Annotated in this window: 28 protein-coding genes; 19 read left to right on the top strand and 9 right to left on the bottom strand. The window is 64.1% G+C overall.

The window, feature by feature from the left end; all coding sequences use genetic code 11:
• Positions 1-352 precede the first annotated feature (352 nt).
• Positions 353-1,114: a DUF1223 domain-containing protein gene (locus QA643_RS01885; protein ID WP_283031521.1), complete on the bottom strand. Its 762-nt coding sequence runs from the start codon at positions 1,112-1,114 to the stop codon at positions 353-355.
• A 221-nt stretch (positions 1,115-1,335) separates the two neighbouring features.
• The gene (gene acnA / locus QA643_RS01880) at positions 1,336-4,056 is read right to left on the bottom strand and encodes an aconitate hydratase AcnA (RefSeq protein ID WP_283031520.1); all 2,721 of its coding nucleotides are present in this window, start codon (positions 4,054-4,056) and stop codon (positions 1,336-1,338) included.
• Positions 4,057-4,282: 226 nt separating this feature from the next.
• On the opposite strand from acnA, the gene ccmA reads away from it, so the two are divergent.
• From ccmA to QA643_RS01850, 6 genes are all read left to right on the top strand, one after another.
• Positions 4,283-4,885 (top strand): heme ABC exporter ATP-binding protein CcmA, encoded by a 603-nt coding sequence (gene ccmA / locus QA643_RS01875; RefSeq protein WP_283031519.1) that lies wholly within the window; start codon positions 4,283-4,285, stop codon positions 4,883-4,885.
• Positions 4,886-5,130: 245 nt separating this feature from the next.
• Entirely contained in the window at positions 5,131-5,799 is a 669-nt protein-coding gene (ccmB, locus tag QA643_RS01870; protein WP_283031518.1) for a heme exporter protein CcmB, read from the top strand.
• A gap of 90 nt (positions 5,800-5,889) precedes the next feature.
• On the top strand, positions 5,890-6,621 hold the full coding sequence (locus QA643_RS01865) for a heme ABC transporter permease (protein ID WP_283031517.1): 732 nt from the start codon (positions 5,890-5,892) through the stop codon (positions 6,619-6,621).
• Positions 6,622-6,625: 4 nt separating this feature from the next.
• The gene (ccmD, locus tag QA643_RS01860; RefSeq protein WP_283031516.1) at positions 6,626-6,802 is read left to right on the top strand and encodes a heme exporter protein CcmD; all 177 of its coding nucleotides are present in this window, start codon (positions 6,626-6,628) and stop codon (positions 6,800-6,802) included.
• Entirely contained in the window at positions 6,802-7,395 is a 594-nt protein-coding gene (locus QA643_RS01855) for a DsbE family thiol:disulfide interchange protein (RefSeq protein ID WP_283031515.1), read from the top strand. Before ccmD ends, QA643_RS01855 begins: the two co-directional genes overlap by 1 nt.
• Positions 7,396-7,608: 213 nt before the next feature.
• A complete protein-coding gene (locus tag QA643_RS01850) occupies positions 7,609-7,968 on the top strand; it encodes a helix-hairpin-helix domain-containing protein (RefSeq protein WP_283031514.1) in 360 nt (119 codons plus the stop codon).
• Positions 7,969-8,123: 155 nt separating this feature from the next.
• Here QA643_RS01850 and QA643_RS01845 read toward each other — a convergent pair whose 3' ends face one another.
• On the bottom strand, positions 8,124-8,726 hold the full coding sequence (locus QA643_RS01845; protein WP_283031513.1) for a septation protein A: 603 nt from the start codon (positions 8,724-8,726) through the stop codon (positions 8,124-8,126).
• Positions 8,727-8,869: 143 nt separating this feature from the next.
• The gene (ftsY, locus tag QA643_RS01840; protein WP_283031512.1) at positions 8,870-9,817 is read right to left on the bottom strand and encodes a signal recognition particle-docking protein FtsY; all 948 of its coding nucleotides are present in this window, start codon (positions 9,815-9,817) and stop codon (positions 8,870-8,872) included.
• A 166-nt stretch (positions 9,818-9,983) separates the two neighbouring features.
• Between ftsY and QA643_RS01835 the strand changes: the two genes are divergently transcribed.
• Entirely contained in the window at positions 9,984-10,619 is a 636-nt protein-coding gene (locus QA643_RS01835; RefSeq protein ID WP_283031511.1) for an RNA pseudouridine synthase, read from the top strand.
• Between the two features lie 148 nt (positions 10,620-10,767).
• On the opposite strand, the gene mtaB is transcribed toward QA643_RS01835, so the two are convergent.
• Together mtaB and dapF are read right to left on the bottom strand one after the other, a co-directional pair.
• A complete protein-coding gene (gene mtaB, locus QA643_RS01830) occupies positions 10,768-12,033 on the bottom strand; it encodes a tRNA (N(6)-L-threonylcarbamoyladenosine(37)-C(2))-methylthiotransferase MtaB (RefSeq protein ID WP_283031510.1) in 1,266 nt (421 codons plus the stop codon).
• Between the two features lie 6 nt (positions 12,034-12,039).
• Positions 12,040-12,924, bottom strand: a complete 885-nt coding sequence (gene dapF, locus QA643_RS01825) for a diaminopimelate epimerase (protein ID WP_283031509.1) — start codon at positions 12,922-12,924, stop codon at positions 12,040-12,042.
• A 239-nt stretch (positions 12,925-13,163) separates the two neighbouring features.
• On the opposite strand from dapF, the gene QA643_RS01820 reads away from it, so the two are divergent.
• Both QA643_RS01820 and QA643_RS01815 read left to right on the top strand, forming a co-directional pair.
• Entirely contained in the window at positions 13,164-13,835 is a 672-nt protein-coding gene (locus tag QA643_RS01820) for a GyrI-like domain-containing protein (protein WP_283035084.1), read from the top strand.
• Between the two features lie 5 nt (positions 13,836-13,840).
• On the top strand, positions 13,841-14,542 hold the full coding sequence (locus tag QA643_RS01815; protein ID WP_283031508.1) for an SIMPL domain-containing protein: 702 nt from the start codon (positions 13,841-13,843) through the stop codon (positions 14,540-14,542).
• A gap of 201 nt (positions 14,543-14,743) precedes the next feature.
• Here QA643_RS01815 and QA643_RS01810 read toward each other — a convergent pair whose 3' ends face one another.
• On the bottom strand, positions 14,744-15,808 hold the full coding sequence (locus QA643_RS01810) for an MBL fold metallo-hydrolase (RefSeq protein ID WP_283031507.1): 1,065 nt from the start codon (positions 15,806-15,808) through the stop codon (positions 14,744-14,746).
• Between the two features lie 732 nt (positions 15,809-16,540).
• Between QA643_RS01810 and ffh the strand changes: the two genes are divergently transcribed.
• The 9 genes from ffh to QA643_RS38665 all read left to right on the top strand — a co-directional run bounded on the left by ffh (position 16,541) and on the right by QA643_RS38665 (position 23,216).
• Entirely contained in the window at positions 16,541-18,085 is a 1,545-nt protein-coding gene (ffh, locus tag QA643_RS01805) for a signal recognition particle protein (RefSeq protein ID WP_283031506.1), read from the top strand.
• Between the two features lie 219 nt (positions 18,086-18,304).
• Complete coding sequence (gene rpsP, locus QA643_RS01800) at positions 18,305-18,634, top strand: 30S ribosomal protein S16 (protein ID WP_283031505.1); 330 nt, start codon at positions 18,305-18,307, stop codon at positions 18,632-18,634.
• A 146-nt stretch (positions 18,635-18,780) separates the two neighbouring features.
• Positions 18,781-19,308 (top strand): ribosome maturation factor RimM, encoded by a 528-nt coding sequence (gene rimM / locus QA643_RS01795; RefSeq protein ID WP_283035083.1) that lies wholly within the window; start codon positions 18,781-18,783, stop codon positions 19,306-19,308.
• A gap of 9 nt (positions 19,309-19,317) precedes the next feature.
• Positions 19,318-20,037 (top strand): tRNA (guanosine(37)-N1)-methyltransferase TrmD, encoded by a 720-nt coding sequence (gene trmD / locus QA643_RS01790; protein ID WP_283031504.1) that lies wholly within the window; start codon positions 19,318-19,320, stop codon positions 20,035-20,037.
• A 108-nt stretch (positions 20,038-20,145) separates the two neighbouring features.
• Positions 20,146-20,526, top strand: a complete 381-nt coding sequence (gene rplS / locus QA643_RS01785) for a 50S ribosomal protein L19 (protein WP_283031503.1) — start codon at positions 20,146-20,148, stop codon at positions 20,524-20,526.
• 150 nt (positions 20,527-20,676) lie between these two features.
• A complete protein-coding gene (locus tag QA643_RS01780; RefSeq protein WP_283031502.1) occupies positions 20,677-20,799 on the top strand; it encodes a hypothetical protein in 123 nt (40 codons plus the stop codon).
• Positions 20,800-20,875: 76 nt separating this feature from the next.
• Positions 20,876-22,282, top strand: coding sequence for a 3-isopropylmalate dehydratase large subunit (gene leuC, locus QA643_RS01775; RefSeq protein ID WP_283031501.1), 1,407 nt, complete (start codon positions 20,876-20,878; stop codon positions 22,280-22,282).
• Between the two features lie 102 nt (positions 22,283-22,384).
• Positions 22,385-22,591, top strand: coding sequence for a hypothetical protein (locus tag QA643_RS01770; protein ID WP_283031500.1), 207 nt, complete (start codon positions 22,385-22,387; stop codon positions 22,589-22,591).
• Between the two features lie 241 nt (positions 22,592-22,832).
• Positions 22,833-23,216, top strand: a complete 384-nt coding sequence (locus tag QA643_RS38665; protein WP_349253253.1) for a hypothetical protein — start codon at positions 22,833-22,835, stop codon at positions 23,214-23,216.
• 251 nt (positions 23,217-23,467) lie between these two features.
• Here the strand turns inward: QA643_RS38665 and QA643_RS01760 are convergent, their stop codons facing one another.
• Positions 23,468-23,776, bottom strand: a complete 309-nt coding sequence (locus QA643_RS01760; protein ID WP_283031498.1) for a hypothetical protein — start codon at positions 23,774-23,776, stop codon at positions 23,468-23,470.
• 94 nt (positions 23,777-23,870) lie between these two features.
• On the opposite strand from QA643_RS01760, the gene QA643_RS01755 reads away from it, so the two are divergent.
• On the top strand, positions 23,871-24,116 hold the full coding sequence (locus QA643_RS01755) for a hypothetical protein (protein WP_283031497.1): 246 nt from the start codon (positions 23,871-23,873) through the stop codon (positions 24,114-24,116).
• 245 nt (positions 24,117-24,361) lie between these two features.
• Here the strand turns inward: QA643_RS01755 and QA643_RS01750 are convergent, their stop codons facing one another.
• Positions 24,362-24,688 (bottom strand): hypothetical protein, encoded by a 327-nt coding sequence (locus QA643_RS01750; protein WP_283031496.1) that lies wholly within the window; start codon positions 24,686-24,688, stop codon positions 24,362-24,364.
• Positions 24,689-24,728: the final 40 nt, after the last annotated feature.

Genomic DNA, 24,728 nt, shown 5'->3' with positions numbered 1-24,728 from the left:
GAAAGAAATCGCGTCCGACACGCGACATCGCCGAATCCGTGGATTCACGGGATCGTTAGCGGAATCTTATTGCTGCCCCACTTCCGCCAACCGCCTGCCCCGCTAGGTTGCGAAAAGAAAATCCTGCGTTGGCCCGGTCCTTTCGGTTCCGGATTCCTCAGCCCCCAGCCCCCCGGGGCCGTCGGGATCGGGCCTGTTCGCAGAGGGAGTTAATCCCGATACTGGGCCAACGAAAGTTGGTCCTTTTTCGTTTGTGGGCCGATTGCACGCGACCGCGTTCGCCCGCGTCAAACCACGGCTGCCCAACCGGCACCCGCTCAGACGGCACCCGTTCAGAAAACTCGAAGCCGCGCTAGCGCAGCTCGGTCATGGCTGCGCCGAGCATCGCGCCCGGCTTGTCGCGATTGCCGTCCTGGACATAGACGACGGCGGCATCGACGCCATCGTGCGAGATGCTCTCCAGCGGAATGGTCCAGCTTCCTGAACCGCCGTTCCAGTCGCCGACCTTCACGAGACTGCGCACCACGTTGTAGTAGGTGATCTCGCGGCCGCGGTTCTCGCCGCGCCCGATCGAAATCGGCACCGCGCGCGACACCGAGCAGAGCCACACTTCGCCATGGCCCATCGCGGTCGACACCTTGCTTGCGTCGACCGAGACGTTGAGCAGCTTGCCCGACAAAGTCATCGTCACCGGCAGCGACATCACGCCGTCGGCCTTACCGGTCGTCTTGATGGCGCCGTCGATCGCGGTGCGATCGCTGCCGATCACCTGCGCCGAGCCGTTGACGATCATCTGCGGCGTGTAGAGATTGCGATCGCCGCGTGCACGCGAATAGGCCTTCTGGCGCGCACTGAAGCGCGAGTCCGCGAGCGTGTCCTTCCAGCCAAGATAGTCCCAGTAATCGACAGGCATGCTCAGCGCGATCACCGACGGATCTTTCGCCAGTTCGCCGACGAGGCGGTCAGCCGGCGGACAGGACGAGCAGCCTTGCGAGGTGAACAATTCGACCACGGCGCGCGGATCGGCATGGGCCGGGCGAATGACCGCGATGATCGCGCAGACACCGAGCGCACCGGACCATCGCGATATGGAATTAAAGGCCGTCGGTGTCATCGTGCGAACCGGTGGTAGCATCCATCCGTAGTTGTACGGGGCATGGTTGATCTCCTGACAAGCGTGCCCCAGACACGCGAAAGCGGCCTTGTCATAGGCCGCCTTCTCTTTGGTCGCCACTCACTTCGAAGTGAGGCACTGATCACAAATCCGCGTTTCAAAGCGTTTTCAAGCGAAGTGGTTACCGGTTCGCGTGAAGAAAACGCGTCAAAAAGAGAACTCTACGCCGCGAGTTTGCGCAGCACATAATGCAGGATGCCGCCGTTGCGGTAGTAGTCAAGCTCGTCGAGGGTATCGATGCGGCACAAGAGCGGCACGCGCTGCAGCGAGCCGTCGTTCGAGACGATCTCGGCGGTCAGGGTCTGGCGCGGCTTCAGGTCGCCCTGCAGGCCGCGGATCGTCACCTTCTCGTCGCCCTTCAGCCCCAGTGACGACCACGATGTGCCGTCCTCGAAGGTGAGCGGCAACACACCCATGCCGACCAGGTTGGAGCGGTGGATGCGCTCGAAGCTCTGGCAGATCACGGCGCGAACGCCGAGCAGGCGGGTGCCCTTCGCGGCCCAGTCGCGCGACGAACCATTGCCGTATTCGGCGCCGGCGAACACGACGAGCGGCACGCCTTCGGCCTGATACTTCATCGCGGCATCGTAGATCGACATCTCCTCGCCGTCGGGCCAGTGCTTGGTGAGGCCGCCTTCCGGAATATTGCCGTCGGCGCCCTTCAGCATGAAGTTCTTGATGCGGATATTGGCGAAGGTGCCGCGCATCATGATCTCATGGTTGCCGCGCCGCGTCCCGTACTGGTTGAAGTCGGCGGGGCGCACCTGGTGCTCACTAAGGAATTTTCCTGCCGGCGACGTCAGCTTGATCGAGCCGGCCGGCGAGATGTGGTCGGTGGTGATCTTGTCGCCGAACATCGCCAAAATCCGCGCATCGACCACGTCGACGACGGGATCTGGCTGCTTCTTCATGCCTTCGAAATAAGGCGGGTTCTGCACATAGGTCGACGACATGTTCCAGCGATAGGTCTCGCTGTCGGTGGTCTTGATCTTGCGCCAGTTGGTGTCGCCCTTGAACACATCGGCGTAGCGCTTCTTGAAGATCGTCGCGGTGACGTACTTCTTCATGAAGGCGTTGATCTCCTTTGTGGTCGGCCAGATGTCCTTCAGGTAGACCGGCTTGCCGTCCTTGCCGGTGCCGATCGGCTCGACGGCGAGATCCTTGGTCACGGTGCCGGCCAGCGCATAGGCCACGACCAGCGGCGGCGACGCCAGATAGTTCGCCTGCACGTCAGGCGAGACGCGGCCTTCGAAGTTGCGGTTACCCGACAGCACGGCCGCGGCCACGATGCCGTTGTCGTTGATCGACTTCGAAATCTCTTCCGGCAGCGGGCCCGAATTGCCGATGCAGGTGGTGCAGCCGAAGCCGACGAGGTTGAAGCCGACCTTGTCGAGATCCTTCTGCAGGCCGGAATTGGCAAGATATTCGGCGACCACCTGGCTGCCGGGCGCCAGCGAGGTCTTCACCCACGGCTTGGCGGTCAGGCCCTTGGCGGCGGCGTTGCGCGCCAAAAGGCCCGCGCCGATCAGGACGCTCGGGTTGGACGTGTTGGTGCACGAGGTGATGGCGGCGATCACGACGTCGCCATGGCCGAGATCGAAGTCGCGGCCCTCGACCGCATAGCGGTTCGCGGCGGCATCGGGCTTCTTGTACTCGCCGGTCAGCGCGGCCGCAAAGCCGGTGGAAACGCCGGGCAGCGCGATGCGGCCCTCGGGACGCTTCGGGCCGGCCATCGACGGCACGACATTCTTGAGGTCGAGAACCAGCGTCTCCGTGAACACGGGGTCAGTTGATTTCGCCGTGCGGAACAGGCCCTGCGCCTTGGCGTAGGAAGCGACCAGCGCGACGCGATCATTCTTGCGGCCCGAGGTCTTGAGGTAATCGATAGTCGCGGCATCGACCGGGAAGAAGCCGCAGGTCGCACCGTATTCCGGCGCCATGTTGCCGATCGTCGCCTTGTCCGCGACCGAGAGATAATCGAGGCCGGGGCCGAAGAATTCGACGAACTTGCCGACCACGCCCTGCTTGCGCAGCATCTGGGTGACCGTCAGCACGAGGTCGGTCGCGGTGACGCCTTCCTTGAGTTGGCCCTTGAGCTTGAAGCCGACCACTTCCGGCAGCAGCATCGACAGCGGCTGGCCGAGCATGCAGGCTTCCGCCTCGATGCCGCCGACGCCCCAGCCGAGCACGGCGAGGCCGTTGACCATGGTGGTGTGCGAGTCGGTGCCGACGAGCGAATCCGGATAGGCGACCTCGAAGGTGCCGGTCTTCTTGCCGACCGTCATCTTCTCCTTTTTGGTCCACACCGTCTGCGCGAGATATTCGAGGTTGACCTGGTGGCAGATGCCGGTGCCGGGCGGCACCACCGAGAAGTTCGAAAACGCCTTCTGGCCCCACTTGAGGAATTCGTAGCGTTCCTGGTTCTGCTTGTATTCTTCGACGACGTTCTTGCCGAACGCCTTGTTGTCACCGAAGAAGTTGACGATGACGGAATGGTCGATGACGAGATCGACCGGCACCAGCGGGTTGATCTTCTCGGCATCGCCGCCGAGCGCCTGCATCGCATTACGCATTGCGGCGAGATCGACCACCGCCGGCACGCCAGTGAAATCCTGCATCAGGACGCGCGCCGGACGGAAAGCGATTTCATGCTCGAGCTTGCGCTTGCGAAGCCACTTCGAGACCGCGACGATGTCCTCTTTCTTAACCGTGCGGCCATCCTCGTTGCGCAGCAAATTTTCCAGCAGCACCTTCATCGAATAGGGCAGCTTGGAAATCCCCTTCAGACCGTTCTTCTCCGCAGTGGGCAGGCTGTAATACACGTAGGTCTTGCTGCCGACCTTGAGGGTCTTGCGGCATTTGAAGCTGTCGAGCGAGGTCATTGTCAGGAATCCCAAATTCTAGTTATACCCGGCAAGGGTATTTAAACACCTTCAGCGTGAGGCTTGGCCTGATGGCTTGCAGCCGCCGATTGTGTGCTGCATCAAGTTCCGGGCTTATAGAATCTTTCTAGAAGCGCCGCCACACCGACAAACGTGCTGCAGCAATGCGGTACCCACAAATTCTGACGCGGTACCCATCAATTTCAGAGGGCTGTGACGACGTAAAATGCGGCTCTCGGGACGCCAAATCGACTGTATCAGGGGCGGCCGCGGGGTGTTCTCCGGCCTCCATTTCGAAGCCTCATCCGGCGAGGTGCTGGCGGTGATCGGGCCGAACGGCTCGGGCAAGACCTCGCTGCTGCGCCTCTTGGCCGGCCTGCTGGTACCGGCGGGCGGATCGGTCGAACTGGAAGGCGGCGAGGCCGAGCTGACCTTGCCGGAGCAGGCGCACTATCTCGGCCACCGCGACGCGCTGAAACCGGCGCTGAGCGTGCACGAAAACCTGTCGTTCTGGCGGGATTTTCTCGGCGGCAAGGCCGGGGATGTCGGCCAATGCCTCACGGCGGTCGGGCTTGCCCACGCCACGAACCTGCCGGCAGCCTACCTCTCGGCCGGCCAGCGACGGCGGCTTTCGATCGCCCGCCTGCTCGTGGTGCGCCGGCCGGTCTGGCTGCTGGATGAGCCGACCTCGGCGCTTGATACCGCCGGCCAGGATTTGTTCGTCGGCGTCATGCGCGAGCACCTTGCAGGCGGCGGGATCATTATCGCCGCGACGCATACCCCGCTCGGGATCGAAGCACGGGAACTGCGGATGGGAGGTACGAAGTGATGGCGTTGACTTCCGTAGCCGTGAGCACATGCCTCTCCGTTCCCTCCCCCCTTGCGGGGGAGGGTCAGGGAGAGGGGTGCCACACGACGTGCTCTCTCGGTTTGGCCTCTCGCAACAAGCGCATCACTCGAACACCATTTGCTGGGTCACCCCTCTCCCCCGCCCTCCCCCGCAAGGGGAGGGAGCGCACCGTTTGCGCGGCAACGGGTCTTCGCTCCAAACAACCGTTCGGAAGAGCGCCCCGCATGACCGCCCTCGCCGCGCTGATTCGCCGGGACATCAGGATCGCGCTCCGCGTCGGCGGCGGGGCGCTGATCGGTGTGCTGTTCTTCCTTACCGTCACCGTGCTGATGCCGTTCGCGATCGGGCCGGACCTGCCGCTGCTGGCGCGGCTCGGACCCGCGATCCTCTGGCTCGGCGCCCTGCTCGCCAGCCTGCTGACGCTCGACCGTCTCTTCACCGCCGACCATGAGGACGGCTCGCTGGATCTGATCGTGATGGGGCGAACGCCGCTGGAACTCGCCTGCGCGGCAAAAGCGCTGGCGCACTGGCTCGCCGCCGGCGTTCCGTTGATCGTGGCGACGCCGGCGCTCGGCCTCTTGCTCAATCTCGATGTTACCGCGACGTCAGCCGTGGCGCTGACGCTGCTGGTGGGGACGCCGGCGCTGACGTTTACCGGGATGATCGGCGCGGCGCTTGCCGTAACGCTGCACCGCGGCGGCCTCTTGCTGGCGGTCCTGGTGCTGCCGCTTTCGATCCCGGTGCTGATCTTCGGGGTTGCCGCGTCGCAGGCCGCAATATCAGGGCCTTTGTCGTTTGGAACACCGTTTTCGATTCTGTGCGCACTGTCCCTGGTCAGTCTCGTGGTCGGGCCGTTCGCCGCCGCGGCCAGCCTGCGGCACGGCCTGGACTGACAAACTTGACGCCGATCAACTCTCGCGGAGGCAATATGAAACAAACCATGTCGCATTGCCTGCCCCACGCTTGACGACTATCAGGATGCCATGACGCTGATCGACCTCGCCAATCCCACCAAATTCCTGTCGCTGACGGCGCGCGTGCTGCCGTGGCTGGCGGGCGCGACCGCGATCCTGCTGCTGATCGGCCTGTACCAGGCGGCAACGGCGCCCGACGATTATCAGCAGGGCGCCACCGTCAAGATCATGTTCATCCACGTGCCGAACGCGTGGCTTTCGATGTTCGTCTGGGGCGTGATGAGCATTGCGGCGCTGGGCACGCTGGTGTGGCGGCATCCGCTCGCCGATGTCGCGGCCAAGGCGGCGGCGCCGATCGGCGCGGCCTTCACCTTTCTCGCGCTGGTCACCGGCGCGCTGTGGGGCCGGCCGATGTGGGGCACTTATTGGGAATGGGACGCGCGGCTGACCTCGGTGCTGATCCTGTTCCTGATGTATCTCGGCCTGATGGCGCTGTGGCGCGCGGTCGACGATCCGTCGCGGGCGGCACGGGCCGCCGCGGTGCTGACGCTGGTCGGTGCGCTCAATTTGCCGATCATCAAGTTCTCCGTCGACTGGTGGAACACGCTGCATCAGCCGGCATCGGTGATGCGCATGGGCGGCACCTCGCTCGACAAGGCGTTCCTGATTCCGCTCCTTGTGATGGCGGTCGGCTTCTCACTCTTGTTCGTGACGCTGCATATCGCGGCGATGCGCAACGAGATCCTGCGCCGGCGGGTGCGCAGCTTGCAGATGATGCAAGCCAGCCAGCAGGCGGCGTGAGACGATGTCGCTCGGGCCCTATGCCTCCTTTATCGTGACGTCCTACGCGCTGGTCGCAGCGATCGTAGTAATTCTCATCGCCTGGATCGCGATCGATTATCGCAACCAGAAGGAGCGTCTGCGCGATCTCGAGGCCTCCGGCGCCGTCAGGCGTTCCGGCCGCCAGGCGACGGAAATCTGATGACCGCGCCCGCCCCCACAACATCGGACGGCCCGCCGCGCAGCCGGCGCTGGCTGGTGGCGCTGCCGCTGTTCGGTTTCCTCGCCGTCGCCGCGCTGTTCCTGCTGAGGCTTTACGGCGGCGATCCCTCGAGGATTCCCTCTGCCCTGATCGGGCGCCCGGTGCCGCAGACCACGCTGCCGGCGCTGGACGGCCTCGTCCAGAACGGGGCAAAAGTTCCCGGGCTCGACCCCGGCGTGTTCAAGGGCAAGGTCTCTGTCGTCAATGTCTGGGCGTCCTGGTGCGTGCCGTGCCACGACGAGGCGCCACTATTGACCACGCTCGCGAGGGATACGCGGCTGCAGATCGTCGGCATCAACTACAAGGATTCGCCCGACAACGCCCGCCGCTTCCTCGGCCGCTACGGCAACCCGTTTGCGGCGGTCGGCGTCGACGGCAATGGCCGGGCTTCGATCGAATGGGGCGTCTACGGCGTGCCCGAGACCTTCGTGGTCGGCCGCGACGGCACCATCCGCTACAAGCTGGTCGGGCCGGTGACGCCGGCCAATCTCGACAGCGTGCTCAAGGTCGAGATCGAGAAGGCGTTGAAGTGACGACATAGTCGTCATTCCGGGATGGTCCGAAGGACCAGACCCGGAATCTCGAGATTCCGGATTCGATGCTGCGCATCGCTCCGGAATGACGACGTAGAATGAGATTCAAATATTCGTCGGCTTTTATCTGCCGTTCATTTTACAGCCATGGCGCCGCCATGAATTCGCAGCTAGTTTTATGGCGTTACTAGAACCGTCCTTGGAGGGACACCCATGCGTTATTTCACGCTCGCTTCTCTTCTCGCCACCGCGCTCACGCTCGGCCTCATGACGGCGACGCCGTCGATCGCCCAGACGGCGCAGCCCGCGGCAAAGTCCGACAGCAAGATGGCCCCCGCGCCGAAGGGGTCGGAGTCGAAGATGGCGCCCGCGCCGAAGGCCGAGTTGCTGGACATCAACTCGGCGACCGCCGAGCAGCTCGATGCGCTGCCGGGCGTCGGCAAGGCCTATTCGGCAAAGATCATCGCGGGCCGCCCGTACAAGGGCAAGGACGAGCTGGTGCAGAAGAGCATCGTCCCGCAGGCGACCTACGACAAGATCAAGGACAAGATCATCGCCAAGCAGAAGAGCTGAACTCTCTTGCCCCGGACGCAGCGCAGCACGTCCGGGATCGCGCTTCGCGCGACTCCGGTGATGCGCTGCAGAGCCGGAGCCTACATCGAACGGAGACATGGGTCCCGGCTCTGCGGAGCAGCGCTACGCGCTGCACCGCGTCCGGGACACGCCACCTACCCCTTGCTCACATCGCCCGCTTCCGCCTCGCTCGCTTCGAGCGTGGCCGGCTCCAGATGGTAGCGCTTCATCAGCGGCATCTGGGCAATCGCAAACACCATCGTGATCGGGACGGCTCCGAAAACCTTGAAGTTGACCCAGAAATCGGTCGACTGCGTGCGCCAGATGATTTCGTTCAGGACGGCCATTACCAAAAAGAACAGCGCCCAGCGCGCGGTCAGGATGCGCCAACCCTTCGGGGTCAGATTGAACATCTGATTGAACAGGATCGCGATGAAGGAGCGCCCGAACAACAGGCCGCCGCCGAGGATCGCCGCAAACAGGCCGTAAACCATCGTCGGCTTGACCTTGATGAAGGTCTCGTCGTGCAAAACCAACGTCAGCGTGCCGAATACCAGCACGATCACGGCGGTGACGATCGCCATCATGGGCACGTGCCGCACCACGACATAAGAGGCGATCATCGCAACCACGATCGCCACCATGAAGGCGCCGGTCGCAACAAACAGGTTGAACTTGGCGTTGGCAAAAAAGAACACCATGAGCGGGCCCAGCTCGGTCGCGAGCTTGAACAGCGGATGCGGCTGGTTCTTGTCCATTGCACTTCCTGTGTTGCCGTCATCACCCGCCTTGTGCGCAATTGCGCACTGGGGCGGGTGATCCAGTACTCCGAGACGCCTCGATCTAATCAGCGATCCGGCGTACTGGATGCCCCGCTTTCGCGGGGCATGACAAGAAAACCCTATGTTTCAATTCCCGCGATCGCGTTGGCAAAATCCCGCGCGGTGAACGGCGCGAGATCGTCGACGCCTTCGCCGACCCCGATGAAGTGGACCGGCAGCTTGAACTTCTCCGCCAGCGCCACCAGGATGCCGCCACGCGCGGTGCCGTCGAGCTTTGTCATCACGAGGCCCGTGACGCCAGCGGTACGATGAAACGCCTCGACCTGCGACAGCGCATTTTGTCCCACCGTGGCGTCGAGCACGAGCAGCACCGCATGCGGGGCTGACGCATCGACCTTCTTGATGACGCGAACCACCTTCTCCAGCTCGTTCATCAGCTCGGCCTTGTTCTGCAGGCGGCCGGCGGTATCGACCAGCAGCACGTCGAGCTTCTGCTCCTTCGCGGCGCTCAGCGCGTTGAAGGCAAGGCTCGCCGCGTCAGAACCTTGCGCGCCCGCGACAACCGGCGATCTGGTGCGCTCGCCCCAGACCTTGAGCTGTTCGATCGCGGCGGCACGAAAGGTATCGCCGGCCGCCAGCATCACCTTGCGGCCCTCGGCGGAAAATTTCGCGGCCAGCTTGCCGATGGTCGTGGTCTTGCCGGAGCCGTTGACGCCGACCACGAGAACCACGAACGGCTTCTGGGCCGCGTCGATCGCAAGCGGCTGCGCCACCGGTGCCAGCACCTTCTCGACCTCGCTGGCGACGACGGTCTTCACTTCATCGGCCGAAATGGCTTTGTCGTAACGGCCGGCGCCGACCGCGTCCGCGATCCGGACCGCGACCGTGGTGCCGAGATCGGCGCGCAGCAGCACATCCTCGATATCGTCGAGCATGGCACGGTCGAGCTTGCGCTTGATGACGAGATCGGCAACGGCCGTTCCGAGCGCGCTGGACGTACGCTTCAGGCCGCTCGAAAGCCGCCGCCACCAGCTCTGTTTTGGAGTTCCGGGAGTGGTATCGCTCATGTCGGGGACGTGTTAGCGGTTTCGCGCCATGAGCGGAAGTCACAACAAACCTATCAGCGTTCCCGGATTGTCCTTCGATGTTCCCGGAGTGTCCACGGGAGCTTTTGATGTCCCGGGTTTAACGGCGGATGAAATCCAGGCCCGCGTGCTCCATCGCGACGGCTTGATGCTTGTCATCGACAAGCCGGCCGGCCTTCCCGTGCATCGCGGTCCCAAGGGCGGCGCCAATCTGGAGGCGTCTTTCGACGCCCTGCGGTTTGGCCTGCCGCGGCCGCCGGTGCTGGCCCACCGGCTCGACAAGGATACCTCCGGCTGCCTGGTGCTGGGGCGCCATCGCAAGGCCACCGCCTCGCTCGGCCTGTTGTTCAAGCATGGCAAGGTCGGCAAGACCTATTGGGCCGTGGTCGAGGGCGGCCCCGCCGAGGACGAAGGCACCATCGATATGCCGCTGGGACGGCTCAACGCTGAGCGCGGCTGGTGGCAGAAGCCGGATCCGGAGGGCCAGAAAGCCGTCACGACATGGAAGGTCTGTGGCCGCGGCGACGGCCTCGCCTGGCTGACGCTGGAGCCCGTCACCGGACGCACCCATCAACTCCGCGTGCACACGTCGGCGATGGGTTGGCCGATCGTCGGCGATAACATCTATGGCAACGGCCCGCGTTTCGGCGAACCGATCCTGCACCTGCATTCCCGCGAGATCGTGATTCCGATTTCCAAGAACAAGGAGCCGGTGCGCGTGGTGGCACCGGCGCCGGAGCATATGCGGGAGCGGCTCAGGAAGTGCGGGTGGAATGGGGAGTAGCGCTGAGCATCAGCGCCGCCTCAACTCCCGCTGTCATCATCCGCGAAGGCGGATGATCCAGTATTCCAGAGACGCCTGTGATCAATCGTGAAGCCGCGGCGTACTGGGTCGCCCGGTCAAGCCGGGCGATGACAGCGGAGTTCGTGGCTCACACCGTCAGCCGCGCACCATCGTGGCCCTTGATCGGCAGAGCCATTACCACACCTGGCGTTTCGCCTGATACCGCCACCGGCAGGAAATGTTCGGTGCGCCCCTGCGTCGCGCTTTCGATCAGCACCTGACGCGTCGCGCCCACTTCCGCCGCCAGCCGCCTTTGCAACGCCGCCTCGCCCGCAGTCCGCAGCCGCTTCGCGCGGCTCTTGATCGCCTGACCCGCCACCTGCGGCATCCGCGCGGCCGGTGTGCCCGGGCGTTTCGAATAGGGAAATACGTGCAGGAAAGTGAGATCACATTCGTCGACCAGGTCCTGCGACCGCGCGAACATTTCCTCGGTCTCGGTCGGAAAGCCCGCGATGATATCGGCGCCGAAGCTGATGTCCGGGCGCAGCCGCCGTACCTGGGCGCAAAAATCGATCGCGTCCTGCCGGGAATGCCGCCGCTTCATCCGCTTCAGGATCAGGTCGTCGCCGGACTGCAGCGACAAATGCAGATGCGGCATCAGGCGCTCATCACTCGCGATGACGTCGAGCAGGTCGCGATCGGCCTCGATCGAATCGATCGAGGAAATCCGCAGGCGCTTCAGTCCCGGCACATGCCGCAAGATCTGCTTTGTCAGTTGCCCAAGCTTCGGCGCCCCCGGCAGATCCGTGCCGTAGCTCGTCAGATCGATGCCGGTCAGCACGATCTCGGCATGGCCGCGCTCGGTCAGGGCGCGCACCTGTTCGACCACCGCGCCCATCGGCACCGAGCGGGAATTGCCGCGGCCGTAGGGGATGATGCAGAAGGTGCAGCGGTGGTCGCAGCCGTTCTGCACCTGCACGAAGACGCGCGGCAGGCCGGCCTTGAAGCCGTCGAGCAGATGCGGCGCCATCTCCTTGACCGCCATGATGTCGGCAACCGCGATCTTCTCGCTGGTCTCGATGCCGAAACCGCCGTCAAACGCGGCGCGCGCCTCGCGCCAGGCATCACCGCGCATCTTCTCGTCATTGCCGACGACGCGATCGACCTCGGCCATTTCGGCAAACATTTGTGCTTGCGTCTGTGCCGCACAGCCGGTGACGACGATGCGCGCACCCGGCCGCTCGCGCTTCAGCTTACGGATCGATTGCCGCGCCTGCGCCACCGCCTCGTTGGTAACGGCGCAGCTATTGATGACGACGGTATCGGAGAGGCCGGCGCGCTCCGCCTCGCGGGCGATCACCTCGGACTCGAAGGCGTTGAGGCGGCAGCCGAACGTGATGACGTCGACGCTCATAATTCTTCAGGCGACGCTGGCGAATAGCGCAGGATCGAAGCGGCCCTCATATTCGAAATCGGCGGTCCCGGTCATCAGCACATGATCGTCGCGCTCGCGCCACTCGATTCCGAGCTTGCCGCCCGGCAGCGTGATTTCGACCTTGCGGTTGGCGCGCTTCAGCCGCGCCGCGGCGACCGCGGTCGCGCAGGCCGCGGAGCCACAGGCCTTGGTCAAGCCGACGCCCCGCTCCCAGGTTCGGATCGTGATGTGGTCGCGATCGACGATATGGGCGAGCGTGATGTTGGCGCGATCGGGGAAGATGGGATGGTTTTCCAACAGCGGCCCGAAGCGTTCGAGATCGTAGGCGTTGACATCGTCGACCCAGAAGATCGCGTGCGGATTGCCCATCGAGACCACCGATGGCGAATGCAGCACCGGCGCGTCGATCGGTCCGACCTGCAGCTCGATATAGCGGGTGTCGCGAAACTCTTCCGCCAGCGGAATATCCTGCCAGCCAAACTTTGGCGCGCCCATATCAACCGTGTAGAGATCGGGGGCCGGGCCCTGCCAGCAGTTCAACAGACCGGCGCGGGTCTCGAAGGTCACGGCGGTCTGCCCGGTCTTTTCGAACAGGCGGCGCACCACGCAGCGCATGCCGTTGCCGCAGGCGCCGGCTTCCGAGCCGTCATTGTTGTAGATGCGGATGAAGGCCTCGGTGCCCTCCAGCCGCGGCGGCAGTAATACCATCAACTGGTCATAGGGAGCACCCGCGGGAGAGGCCACGGCACGCGCGTCTTCCGGCGTCACGGCGGCCTTGGGGTCGCGCAAGGAATCACGCAGGTCCACCACGACGATCTCGTTGCCGATGCCGTTCATCTTGGCAAACGTATGGTTGGCCAGCGCGCTCATGGAATTTCCCAATTTATGCCTGCCTTATATGGCGAATGATGGCCGATTGCCTAGTACGTCGGGGCGGCAGGGGCCTATGACGCATCTGTCATGGGACGAAAGCGCGCCTTGCGTGTTAGGAATAGCAGCGTCCTGGCGGGCGTGGAGCGGGACAATGCCGCGGCCGCCGTGGGTGGGATGGAGAATACCTGAAAATGAACCTTGTCAGCACATTCCGCGCGGCTCTGGTCGCGCTCCCCATGGTTGTGATCGGGCCCGGTAACACCGTGCTGGCGCAGTCGCCGGCGCCCTCCGCTTCCCCCACCGCGAGCCCGTCGGCGTCCCCGAGCCCCGCCCCATCGCCGGTGCCGGTCCCACCACCGGCCGAAACCAAGTCCCCGGCTGATACCCCCACGGCCGAGAAAGCCCCGCCGCCCGCGCCGCCTCCGCCCGCCCCCAACGTCCAGACCGCCGACCCCTTCGGCGAGGAGTTCACGCTCGAGCCCAAGAAGGTGGTGATCATGAAGGGCACCGCCAATTGGGATGCCGCGTTCGACACGCTGATCGATTCGTTCAAGACGCTGACCGCCCTGCTCGACAAGCAGGGTATCAAGGCCACGGGCAATTCGATGATTGTCTACACCTCGACCGACGACACCGGCTTCACGTTCCTCGCCCAGATCCCGGTCGATCAGGACGTCAAGAACCTGACCAAGGACATGAGCATGGGCAAATCGCCGGAGGGCAAGGCGCTGAAGTTCGTCCATCGCGGCTCCTACGACAACATGGACAACACCTATGAGGCGATCACCAATCACCTCGACGACAAGAAGCTGGAAGCTAAGGACACCTTCATCGAGGAATACATCACCGACCCGCTGAAGACGGCGGAGGACAAGCTGGTGATCAATGTCTACGTGCCCTTGAGGTGACCGGTATGAAGCGTTCGTTTAGCCTCGCGGTTGCCGCGGCGCTTCTGGCCGCGCCCGCGCTGGCGCAGACGATGCCGCCGCCGGCGATTTCGGTGACCGGCGAAGCGAACGTCTCCGTGGCGCCCGACCAGGCCCAGATCGACGCCGGCGTGACTTCGGATGCCAAGACCGCGCGCGAAGCTTCCGATGCCATCAACGCCGCGATGGGCAAGGTGCTGCTGGCGCTCAAGGGCGCCGGCATCGAGGAAAAGGACTACCAGACCTCGCGGCTGGTGCTGCAGCCGCAATTTGCCACGTCCTCCAAGGCCAACGAGCGCACGCCGGGCATCGTCAGCTTCCGTGCCAGCAACCGCGTCACGGTCAAGATGCGCGATGTCACGAAGGTCGCGAACGTGATCGACGTGCTGGTCGGCGCCGGCGCCAACGACATCGGCGGCATCCATTTCAGCGTGACGCAGGCCTCGAAACATCTCGACGAGGCCCGTGAGAAGGCGATCGCCGACGCCCGCCGCAAGGCCGAGATTTATGCCAAGGCCGCGGGCGTGACGCTCGGCGAACCCATTAGCATTGCCGAGGAAGGTGGGCCCACGCCGGTCTTCCGCAGCAAGGTGGCAGCGCCGATGGCCGCCGGCGCGCAGGTTGCGCCGGGCGAAGAGACGCTATCGGTAACGGTGAGCGTTTCCTGGGCGATCAAGCCAGCGCAATAGGGCACGCTGGCGCAACGCGTTCAGCTGTCGTCCCGGACAAGCGCAAGCGCAGATCCGGGATCCATAACCCAAGTGGCTGGTTATGGCGCGAGGCATGTGACCACGAATCTTCGCAAAACATGATCCTGTGGTTATGGGCCCCGGATCGGCGCGCCGCTGCACGGCGCTTGTCCGGGGCGACGAGTGTCTGTGTGGAGGGAGCTAAATCTCGATCACCTGCCCTGGCTTCAGCGCCGCGAACCGCTCCGGTGGAATCTTCGCTTCCTTCAACGCATCCGCCAGCGCATTGACCGGCGCATCGATCGCTTCATCGGTGAGCTGGAAGGTGCCGTGATGATGCGCCAGAGCCTGCTCCGCCCCGCAGTCAGCAAAGGCCTTCACGGCGTCAGACGGATTCATGTGCTGGTCCTTCATGAACCAGCGCGGCTCATAGGCGCCGATCGGGAGGATCGCCAGCCGCAGCGGACCGTGCTTTTCGGCGACACGGCGGAAATGCTTGCCCTCGCCATAGCCGGAATCGCAGACGATGCAGAGTTTGCCCGCCGGCGTCTCCAATACAAAGCTCGCCCACAGCGCCTTGTTGCGATCGAACAGGCCGCGCGCCGACCAGTGTCGCGTCGGCACCAACGTGACTGCGATGCCGTTGCCGAGCTCGACGCGGTCCTGCCAATCGAAGCCTTCGGCTTTGATCGCCGAATCGGAGTCGCGCATGGTGACGTCGTTGCCGAGCGGCGTGATCACACGCGGCGAGAATTTTTCCGCAAGCTTCGACAGCGTTGCGATGTCGAGATGGTCATAGTGCCCATGCGAGACCAGCACGACGTCGATCTTGGGCAGCGCGTCGAAGGCGATGCCGGGATCGTTGTGCCGCTTCGGCCCGACGAGGGAAAACGGCGAGGCCCGCAGCGACCAGACGGGATCGACGAGGATATTGAGATCGCGGGTCTGGATCAGCCAGGAGACGTGGCCGACAAAGGACAGCCGCACCTTGTCGCCGGAAACCCGCGGCGGCGGCGTATCGCTATGGGTATTGGGCACCCAGTCCGGCCATTCCGCCCGCTTGCGGTCGCCGCCGAACTGCCAGCGCAGCACCTCGGCCAGCGATTTCGGTGGCACCCCATCGGGATCGAAGAAGCGCGTGCCGTCGAAATGATCGGAGACGGGACCGTCATAGGTTTTCATATTGCTGATCCAGATCGAGGGCACGCCGACGGCCACAGCCGCTCCGGCGAGTACTCCGAGAATACGACGGCGGGTGATGGGCACTGATGTCACGAAAGGGAGAGAGCTGAACGACATGGGGCGTTATATGGCGTCGGCGGCCGCAACATGGAACCTGCAGCGGAACTCGCGCTCTCGATTATCTCGCGATTTTTTTCACGCAAACAGGGTCGCCCTGCGGGACACTTCTGCAGTCCCAATCCGGGCCGAAGCCGGTCGTCTGGGCTGGGAAGCCCGGAAATCGAATGTAGGTGAAGAGCAGCAAGCCGAGCTCCGCCAGAACGAACAAGCCGCCAAGCACGTCCCCGCGCGTCAGATACCATGGAAAAAATCTCATGGTGTCCTTATACCATATCCATCAGTCGCCGGCGTTGGACCAACGCTGAGTTTTCGTGCAGCGGTTAACTACTTACCAAAGCTCGCGAAAGTGTTGTTTTCGACAAGTTTCCTTGACTTTCGCCCCTTCCCGGCGTTTAACCCCCGCACTTTCTCGGAAAGGCTTTCTTTTCGACCCGCCGCCCGGCCCCTCGAGACCGGAGGCCAACGCCCGACAGCGCGATGCGCCCTCGGGCGCGAAAGTGTTTGGAATATCGTTTTGGCGGGTTCTGCCGAGACATATCTAGGTCGTCATCACCCGCGAAGGCGGGTGATCCAGTATCCCAGAGCTCGCTCGGCTGGAACCGAGAAGCCGCGGCGTACTGGATACCCCGCCTTCGCGGGGTATGACGGTGGTGATCTGACGCAGCGCCTGCAAAGGCAGGACAAAGGACAACGGCATTGTTCGACAATCTGTCGGAACGGCTTGGTGGCATTCTCGATCGTCTGACGGGGCGCGGTGCGCTGACCGAAAAGGACGTCGATGCCGCGATGCGCGAGGTGCGCCGCGCGCTGCTCGAGGCCGACGTTGCGCTCGAGGTCGTCAGGAGCTTTACCGAGCGCGTCCGCGAGCAGGCAGTCGGTGCCACCGTCGTCAAGTCGGTCACGCCGGGCCAGATGGTGGTCAAGATCGTCCATGATGAGCTGGTCGCGACCCTCGGCGCCGACGGCCAGACCATCGACATCAATGCAGTGCCGCCGGTTCCGATCATGATGGTCGGTTTGCAGGGCTCCGGTAAAACCACCACGACAGCAAAACTCGCCCGCCGTATGGTCCAGCGCGACAAGCGCAAGGTGCTGATGGCCTCGCTGGACATCTACCGCCCGGCGGCGATGGAGCAGCTGGCCGTGCTCGGGCGCGACCTCGACATCCCGACGCTGCCGATTGTCGCCGGCCAGAAGCCGGCGCAGATCGCAAAGCGCGCGTTGGAGGCCGGCAAGCTCGGCGGCTACGACGTCGTGCTGCTCGACACCGCCGGCCGTACCACGCTCGACGAAGAGATGATGAGCGAGGCGGCCGAGATCAAGCAAGCCGCCAATCCGCACGAAGTGCTGCTGGTCGCGGACTCCCTGACCGGCCAGGACGCGGTCAATCTCGCGCGCGCGTTCGACCAGCGCGTCGGCCTCACCGGCATCGTGCTGACGCGCGTCGACGGCGACGGCCGCGGCGGCGCCGCGCTGTCGATGCGCGCGGTCACGGGAAAACCGATCAAGCTGATCGGCACCGGCGAAAAGACCGACGCGCTGGAAGATTTCCACCCCTCCCGCATCGCCGGCCGCATCCTTGGCATGGGCGACGTGGTGTCGCTGGTCGAGCGCGCCGCGGCGAATATCGATGCCGAAAAGGCCGCGCGCACCGCCGAGCGCATGCGCAAGGGCCAGTTCGACCTCAACGACATGCGCGAGCAGCTGCTGCAGATGGCGAATATGGGCGGCATCAGCGGGTTGATGGGCATGATGCCCGGCATTGCGAAAATGAAGAACCAGATCGCCGCCGCCGGGATCGACGACAAGATCTTGAAGCGTCAGGTCGCGATCATCGATTCGATGACGCGGGCAGAGCGCAAGAACCCTGATATCCTCAAGGCCAGTCGCAAGAAGCGTATCGCCGCCGGCGCCGGCCAGAATGTCGAGCAGGTCAACAAGCTCCTGAAGATGCACCGGAACATGTCCGACATGATGAAGGCGATGGGTTCGGGCAAGCGCGGCCCGCTCGCCGGCATCGCACAGGCGATGGGCTTTGGCGGCGGCATGAAGCCGCCCTCGCCGGAAGAGATGAAGGCGCTGGCCGAAAAGATGCAGGGCGGCGCCGGCGGCCTGCCGAATCTGCCGAAGGATCTTCCGGTCGGCCTGCGCCAGGGCCTGCCGAACGTGCCGGGCCTCACCGGCCTCAGCGGCAAGCCGACGCTGCCGGGCCTCGGCGGCTTTCCGGGGAAGAAGAAATGACGTTTCACCAACACGCGCCGTCATCGTCCGCCTTGTGCGCAATTGCGCACTGGGGCGGACGATCCAGTACGCCGCGCTCCATCAGTTCAATCGCAAATGCCTGCGATTACTGGATGCCCCGCCTTCGCGGGGCATGACGAGCGAGGCGCGGTTCGCTCGCAATGACGCCAATTCACACCGTTCAGATCATCGAGTTTTAAATTTCAACAGGAGAACTAAATGTCAGTCGTTATCCGCCTCGCTCGCGCAGGCACCAAGAAGCGCCCGGTCTATCACGTTGTCGTCGCCGACTCGCGCTTTCCCCGCGATGGCCGCTTCATCGAGCGTCTCGGCCATTTCAATCCGCTGCTGCCGAAGGACAATGAGGCCCGCCTGAAGCTCGACATGGACAAGGTGAAGTCCTGGCTCGCCAAGGGCGCGCAGCCGTCGGACCGCGTGACGCGCTTCCTCGATGCGGCCGGCGTCGTCAAGCGTGCGCCACGCAACAATCCGGAAAAGGCCGTGCCGCGCAAGGAGCGCAAGGCCGCCGAAGCCGCCGCCAAGGCGTAAGCGATGATCCGGGCCTCGTGCTTCGAGACGCACGGCCATCGCCGTGCTCCTCAGCATGAGGGTCTATCTCCTCGTCCCGGCGTAACGGCTTCGCCGTTATCGCTGGAGGAGCGGCGTCTTCGCCGCGTCTCGAAGGGTGAGGCCCGCTGATGACCGCGCAGATTTGCGTCGCACGGATCGGCGCGGCGCATGGCGTGCGCGGCGCCGTAAAACTGTGGACCTTCACCGAAGACCCGCTGGCCGTCAGAGATTACGGCCCGCTGATGACCAAGGACGGCGCGCGCCAGTTCGAGGTGACGCATCTCCGCGAGGCGAAAGATCACCTCGTGGCGACGCTGAAGGGCATCACGACCCGCGATGACGCCGAACGGCTCAACGGCCTCGAGCTCTATGTCCCGCGCGACCGCCTGCCCGAGACCGACGCGGACGAATATTACCACGCCGACCTGATCGGGCTCGCCGCCGTCGACGCCGCCGATGAGCCGCTCGGCCGCGTCGTCGCGATCCATAATTTCGGCGCCGGCGACATCATCGAGATCGCGCCGGACAAGGGCGCTACGATACTGCTACCGTTCACCAACGCCGTGGTGCCGACGGTCGATCTGGCAGGCGGCCGCGTCGTGATCGAGCTGCCGCAGGAAGTCGAAGGCGACGAAGCCCCGACACTCACGTGATGGTTTGACATGACCTGGCGCGCCACCGTCCTCACGCTCTTCCCCGAGATGTTTCCCGGGCCGCTTGGCGTCAGCCTGGCGGGCAAGGCGCTGGCGTCCGGCCTGTGGGCCTTGGAGGCGCGCGACATCCGGGCGTCCGCTACCGACCAGCATCGCAGCGTCGACGACACGCCGGCCGGCGGCGGGCCGGGCATGGTGCTGCGGGCCGACATTCTGGCCGCTGCGATCGATGCCGCTGATATCGCTCAAGATCGCCCGCGTCTTTTGATGAGCCCGCGGGGTCGGCCATTGACCCAGTCGCTGGCGGCGGAACTTGCCGCCGGGCCCGGGCCGTTGATCGTCTGCGGCCGGTTCGAGGGAGTCGACCAGCGGGTGATCGAGGCGCGGAACCTGCAGGAGGTCTCGATCGGCGATTATGTGCTGTCCGGCGGCGAAATTGCCGCGATGGCGCTGATCGACGCGTGCGTGCGGCTGCTGCCGGGGGTGATGGGCAAGCAGGCCTCGGGCGAGGACGAAAGTTTTTCCGAAGGACTACTGGAATACCCCCAATACACTCGCCCGCAGGAGTTCGAGGGCCGGACGATCCCGGAAATCCTGATCTCCGGCGACCATGCCAAGGTGGCGGCCTGGCGGCGGGCCGCGGCCGAGGCCCTGACCCGGGCGCGCCGGCCGGATCTATGGGCGGCGCGGGCCGGCCAAAAAGCCACAAAAAGCACGACAGACGGGTGACAAGCGCGGCTTGATGCCTTATACGGGCGCCAAATCCGCACACGCGCAGGATAGATGGACGTTTGCGCAGCCCCCGAAAGGCTGGGCGCGCCGCCGATGGAGATTTCAATGAACCTCATTCAGCAGCTCGAAAAAGAGCAATTCGACAAACTGTCGGCCACCAAGTCGATCCCGGAATTCGGCCCCGGCGACACCGTGATCGTCAACGTCAAGGTGGTCGAAGGCGAGCGCACCCGCGTGCAGGCCTATGAAGGCGTCTGCATCGGCCGTTCCGGCGGCGGGCTCAATGAGAGCTTCACCGTCCGCAAGATTTCCTACGGCGAAGGCGTCGAGCGCGTGTTCCCGGTGATGTCGCCGATGATCGACTCGATCAAGGTGGTACGCCGCGGCAAGGTGCGTCGCGCCAAGCTGTATTACCTGCGCCAGCTGCGCGGCAAGTCGGCCCGCATCGTCGAGAAGCAGGACCGCGCCGCCGCCGTCGGCGAATAATTTTCGTCCCCACAAGGGATGCGACAAAAGCGCGGGGTTTTGCCCCGCGCTTTTTTGTTGTGCTTCCTCGTCATTGCTTCGCTTCGCTCGCAATGACGGTGGCAACAAACGCATATCGCACTTACATTCGCCCTGTGTTATGAGACTGGAATGGTTCTAGATCGCACCAGCACCGCCCAGCGCATCGTCATGGACGATCGCTCGCGGCTGCCCGGCCGCTTCTTCGGACGGTTCGCGACGTCGGCCACATCAGAGCTTACTGCCGCAGCTTGACGCTGCGCTGACATTCGCTGCTCGCGCGCGATTGCGCTTGACCGATCCCACAGAATTTCCCTTGGAGCTTACGCTCATGTCCAAACCGACCACGCTGTACGACAAGATCTGGAACGACCATCTGGTGCACGAAGCCGAGGACGGCACCTGTCTGCTCTATATCGACCGCCATCTGGTGCACGAGGTGACCTCGCCGCAGGCGTTCGAAGGTCTGCGCGCCACGGGGCGCAAGGTGCACGCGCCGGAGAAGACGCTGGCCGTCGTCGACCACAATGTTCCGACCACCGACCGCACCAAACCGAATCCCGACCCTGAAAGCGCCGAGCAGATCAAGGCGCTGGCGGAGAACGCCAGGGAATTCGGCATCGAATATTACAATGAGTTCGACAAGCGCCAGGGCATCGTCCACGTGATCGGCCCCGAGCAGGGCTTTACCCTCCCCGGCACCACCATCGTCTGCGGTGACAGCCACACCTCGACCCACGGCGCGTTCGGCGCGCTGGCGCACGGCATCGGCACCTCCGAGGTCGAGCACGTGCTGGCGACGCAGACGCTGATCCAGAAAAAGGCCAAGAACATGCGTGCGGTGGTCGACGGCAAATTGCCGGACGGCGTCACCGGCAAGGACATCATCCTCGCCATCATCGGCGAGATCGGCACCGCCGGCGGCACCGGCTACGTGCTGGAATATGCCGGCGATGCGATCCGCGCGCTGACCATGGAAGGCCGCATGACGGTCTGCAACATGTCGATCGAGGGCGGCGCCCGCGCCGGCCTGGTCGCGCCGGACGAGAAGGCATTCGAATTCCTGAAGGGCCGCCCGAAGTCGCCGAAGGGCGCCGACTGGGACGCCGCGATGCGCTACTGGGAGAAGCTGCGCTCCGACGAAGGCGCGTATTTCGACCACGAGATCCGGCTCGATGCGGCAAAACTGCCGCCGATCGTGACCTGGGGCACCTCGCCCGAGGACGTGGTGTCGATATCAGGTTTCGTGCCCGATCCCGACAAGATCGAGGACGAGGCCAAGCGGCTGTCGAAGCACCGCGCGCTGAAATATATGGGCCTGACCGCCGGCACCAAGATCACCGACATCAAGCTCGACCGCGTCTTCATCGGCTCCTGCACTAACGGCCGCATCGAGGATTTGCGCGCAGCGGCAAAGATCGCCGAGGGCAAGACGGTCAATGCCAACGTCAACGCCATGATCGTGCCGGGCTCCGGCATCGTGAAGGAGCAGGCGGAAGCCGAAGGCCTCGACAAGATCTTCATCAAGGCCGGCTTCGAATGGCGCGAGCCGGGCTGCTCGATGTGCCTTGCCATGAACCCGGACAAGCTGAAGCCGGAAGAGCGCTGTGCCTCGACCTCGAACCGCAACTTCGAGGGCCGCCAGGGCTTTAAGGGCCGCACCCACCTGGTGTCGCCCGCGATGGCAGCGGCGGCGGCGATCGCCGGGCATTTTGTCGACGTCCGGGAATGGCGTTAACGCTTTCTTATGCCTAGATTGCGAGCCGTTTCGGCAACGCTGCGTTAACAGGCAAAGCGCACACTGGTCCCTTGCGAAGACATTTCGCGAGGGACCTTGGCCGTGACCGACAAGTACGAATATGTCGATATGATCAGCGAGGCGACGAAGCAGGTGCGTCGTCGCACGCCGCGCATCGTCGACCTCCAAACCACCGCCACCAAGGAAGTCTCGCGCCTCAGCCACTGGCCGCCCGACCACTGGTACCAGTGGCGGATGGAGAAGCTCACGCCATGGAAGGTCAAGCCCTGGGAAGGCAAGGATTGGTGAGCTGGCCGGAATGATCCCCGCTCGAACAACAGGCGCCCGTCGGGCGCCTGTTTCGTTTCACGCGGTCTTACCAGTACCGGTACGGATATCCGTAATAGCGGTATCGCCAGTGATGCCGCCACCACGGACGATGTCGGCAGATCTTCCGCGGCCCGTAATAGGTCCAGACGATGCGGCAGTATCGCGGATAGTAGCCATAGTAACGCGGATAGTAATAGGACGGCGCGTAGTAGAAGCGCCGATGGAAGTGACGTCGGTGGTGATGGAAATAGGGCCGGTGGTAGGCATGACGATAGCCATAAAAAGGCCGACCTATGCGATAACCGCCGCCACGATAGATCGGCGCGGCGCGAAAGCCGCCGCCGCGGTGAATCGCAAACCCGCCGCCTCGGAACCCGCCGCCATGGAATGCGGCGCCGCCGCCTCTGAATCCACCGCCGTGAAATCCGCCGCCACCGCCACGAAAACCACCGCCACCGTGGAAGCCTCCGCCACCACCGCGGAAGCCGCCACCACCGCCGCCGCCGCCATGACGCACTTCGGTCGCAAGGCCATCGGTTGCAAATTTGATGGATGGAGCCGCGCCGGGACTTGCGAGCGTAAGCGCCTCGGCGCGCTGTTGTGATGCCGCTGCGAACGCCAGCAGCGCCGCAGCCGTAACGCCCAGACGGCGGACAAGACCGCGTCCGGGATCGGAGATCGACATGGATGTATCCTCCCTCACCGCGACGGCGCGCCCTCAACCGCTCCGCGGTTGATCCCCGTCGCTTTCATTTGCGGTGTCGCTCCCGACGTGACGTTAATGACAGGCACGTGAACGCGCCATGAATACGACTGACGTCAGCGATGAACGCGTTGAAAGACTTATCTGGTGTCTCACCACCAGAACGGACCGAAGCCGATGCCGAAGGTGAACGGCGCCGGCTCGTAATACGGATAAGGACGATAGTAGACCGGCCGGGCGTAGTAACCGGGCCCGTAGTAATAGGAGCGATGATACGGACGATAATAGCCGTAATGGCGATAGTGACGCCGGTGATAGCGGTGCGCGCTGAAATCTGTGGCGCCGGACGTGCCGGCGGTTTGCGGCTTGGCCTGCGGCGCCGCGGCCGCGCTGCCGATCGCTCCCTGCGCGCCGATCGCGAGCGCGCCTGCGACAAGGGCTGCAGAAATCAAACTCCTCATGATGTACTCCCACTACCGATCCTGAGGTGAGAGATAACGGACAGCGATCTCGCCGGTTTCAAGGCGGCGGCTTTAAAATCAAAACAGGCCCGCGATGAACGGGCCTGTTCGATGGCTGCGCCTTACTGTCGCATCACCAGCGATGCCAGTGGCGGTGATGATGATGGTGGTGATGGTGGCGATGATGCCAGCGGTGCCACCGATGGTGGTGATGATGCCGCCAGTGAACTTCCGTCGTCGCCAGCTTTGCATCTTCCTGAATGGCCGCGGCGGCGCCGGGATCGCTGAGCGGGAGCGCATTGGCCGGCGCAGCGAGCGCAAGCAAGACGCCTATCGCTGACAGTCCCAGAACTTTTGTGAGCTGCATGAATCTCTCCTTCGTGTGTCACGCCTGCGCCGAACGGCTCGTCGCGACGCTGCATGCAATCTGGCGTCCGCGACTTGAATGCGTCCTGAATGAACGCGCCACGAAGATGAATGCAGGCTGCGGCCTTCGCCGAGATCGACGCACGCGCAATGACGCGCGAACCGCCTTCACGGCCATCGCGCACGACACGCTAACAAGCTAACAATGAGTGGAAGAAACTAGCCCGGCCGCCAATAGCAATTCATGCGCGGGGTGATCACCGTGCCGCTCGGCCGATACTCCTGCACGTAATGCGCGGTGCAGTCGCGCACGGCATTGGGACCGGGGTTGTAGCGCGGGTAGACGTCGGGCGCCCATTCCTGCTGCCGATAGATTGGAACGCGCCGGAGCGGACGACGGCGCTGGGCGGACAGATCGGTGACCGACAAATTGGTCGCCGGCGCGAGCGCAAGTTCCGGCACCGCCGTCTGGGCCTGAGCGGCCGCACCCGGCAGCACGAGCCCGGCAAGAGCAGCCCACATTGCAACCATCACAATCCGTTTCATCTTAAGCCCACCCACGCCTGATAGCGCCCGCACGGTCTCC

The sequence above is a fragment of the Bradyrhizobium sp. CB3481 genome, from assembly GCF_029714305.1.
Classification (GTDB): Bacteria; Pseudomonadota; Alphaproteobacteria; order Rhizobiales; family Xanthobacteraceae; genus Bradyrhizobium.
Note: the sequence above shows the minus strand (reverse complement) of the source record. Positions and strands in the feature narration are given on the sequence as shown.

Excerpts from the sequence above, each read along its gene's own strand:
- QA643_RS01885 (WP_283031521.1), bottom strand. The coding sequence starts at position 1,114 with ATGACACCGACGGCCTTTAATTCCATATCGCGATGGTCCGGTGCGCTC.
- acnA (WP_283031520.1), bottom strand. The coding sequence starts at position 4,056 with ATGACCTCGCTCGACAGCTTCAAATGCCGCAAGACCCTCAAGGTCGGC.
- ccmA (WP_283031519.1), top strand. The coding sequence starts at position 4,283 with ATGCGGCTCTCGGGACGCCAAATCGACTGTATCAGGGGCGGCCGCGGG.
- ccmB (WP_283031518.1), top strand. The coding sequence starts at position 5,131 with ATGACCGCCCTCGCCGCGCTGATTCGCCGGGACATCAGGATCGCGCTC.
- QA643_RS01865 (WP_283031517.1), top strand. The coding sequence starts at position 5,890 with ATGACGCTGATCGACCTCGCCAATCCCACCAAATTCCTGTCGCTGACG.
- ccmD (WP_283031516.1), top strand. The coding sequence starts at position 6,626 with ATGTCGCTCGGGCCCTATGCCTCCTTTATCGTGACGTCCTACGCGCTG.
- QA643_RS01855 (WP_283031515.1), top strand. The coding sequence starts at position 6,802 with ATGACCGCGCCCGCCCCCACAACATCGGACGGCCCGCCGCGCAGCCGG.
- QA643_RS01850 (WP_283031514.1), top strand. The coding sequence starts at position 7,609 with ATGCGTTATTTCACGCTCGCTTCTCTTCTCGCCACCGCGCTCACGCTC.
- QA643_RS01845 (WP_283031513.1), bottom strand. The coding sequence starts at position 8,726 with ATGGACAAGAACCAGCCGCATCCGCTGTTCAAGCTCGCGACCGAGCTG.
- ftsY (WP_283031512.1), bottom strand. The coding sequence starts at position 9,817 with ATGAGCGATACCACTCCCGGAACTCCAAAACAGAGCTGGTGGCGGCGG.
- QA643_RS01835 (WP_283031511.1), top strand. The coding sequence starts at position 9,984 with ATGCTTGTCATCGACAAGCCGGCCGGCCTTCCCGTGCATCGCGGTCCC.
- mtaB (WP_283031510.1), bottom strand. The coding sequence starts at position 12,033 with ATGAGCGTCGACGTCATCACGTTCGGCTGCCGCCTCAACGCCTTCGAG.
- dapF (WP_283031509.1), bottom strand. The coding sequence starts at position 12,924 with ATGAGCGCGCTGGCCAACCATACGTTTGCCAAGATGAACGGCATCGGC.
- QA643_RS01820 (WP_283035084.1), top strand. The coding sequence starts at position 13,164 with ATGGTTGTGATCGGGCCCGGTAACACCGTGCTGGCGCAGTCGCCGGCG.
- QA643_RS01815 (WP_283031508.1), top strand. The coding sequence starts at position 13,841 with ATGAAGCGTTCGTTTAGCCTCGCGGTTGCCGCGGCGCTTCTGGCCGCG.
- rpsP (WP_283031505.1), top strand. The coding sequence starts at position 18,305 with ATGTCAGTCGTTATCCGCCTCGCTCGCGCAGGCACCAAGAAGCGCCCG.
- trmD (WP_283031504.1), top strand. The coding sequence starts at position 19,318 with ATGACCTGGCGCGCCACCGTCCTCACGCTCTTCCCCGAGATGTTTCCC.
- rplS (WP_283031503.1), top strand. The coding sequence starts at position 20,146 with ATGAACCTCATTCAGCAGCTCGAAAAAGAGCAATTCGACAAACTGTCG.
- QA643_RS01780 (WP_283031502.1), top strand. The coding sequence starts at position 20,677 with ATGGTTCTAGATCGCACCAGCACCGCCCAGCGCATCGTCATGGACGAT.
- leuC (WP_283031501.1), top strand. The coding sequence starts at position 20,876 with ATGTCCAAACCGACCACGCTGTACGACAAGATCTGGAACGACCATCTG.
- QA643_RS38665 (WP_349253253.1), top strand. The coding sequence starts at position 22,833 with ATGGAAGTGACGTCGGTGGTGATGGAAATAGGGCCGGTGGTAGGCATG.
- QA643_RS01760 (WP_283031498.1), bottom strand. The coding sequence starts at position 23,776 with ATGAGGAGTTTGATTTCTGCAGCCCTTGTCGCAGGCGCGCTCGCGATC.
- QA643_RS01755 (WP_283031497.1), top strand. The coding sequence starts at position 23,871 with ATGAACGGGCCTGTTCGATGGCTGCGCCTTACTGTCGCATCACCAGCG.
- QA643_RS01750 (WP_283031496.1), bottom strand. The coding sequence starts at position 24,688 with ATGAAACGGATTGTGATGGTTGCAATGTGGGCTGCTCTTGCCGGGCTC.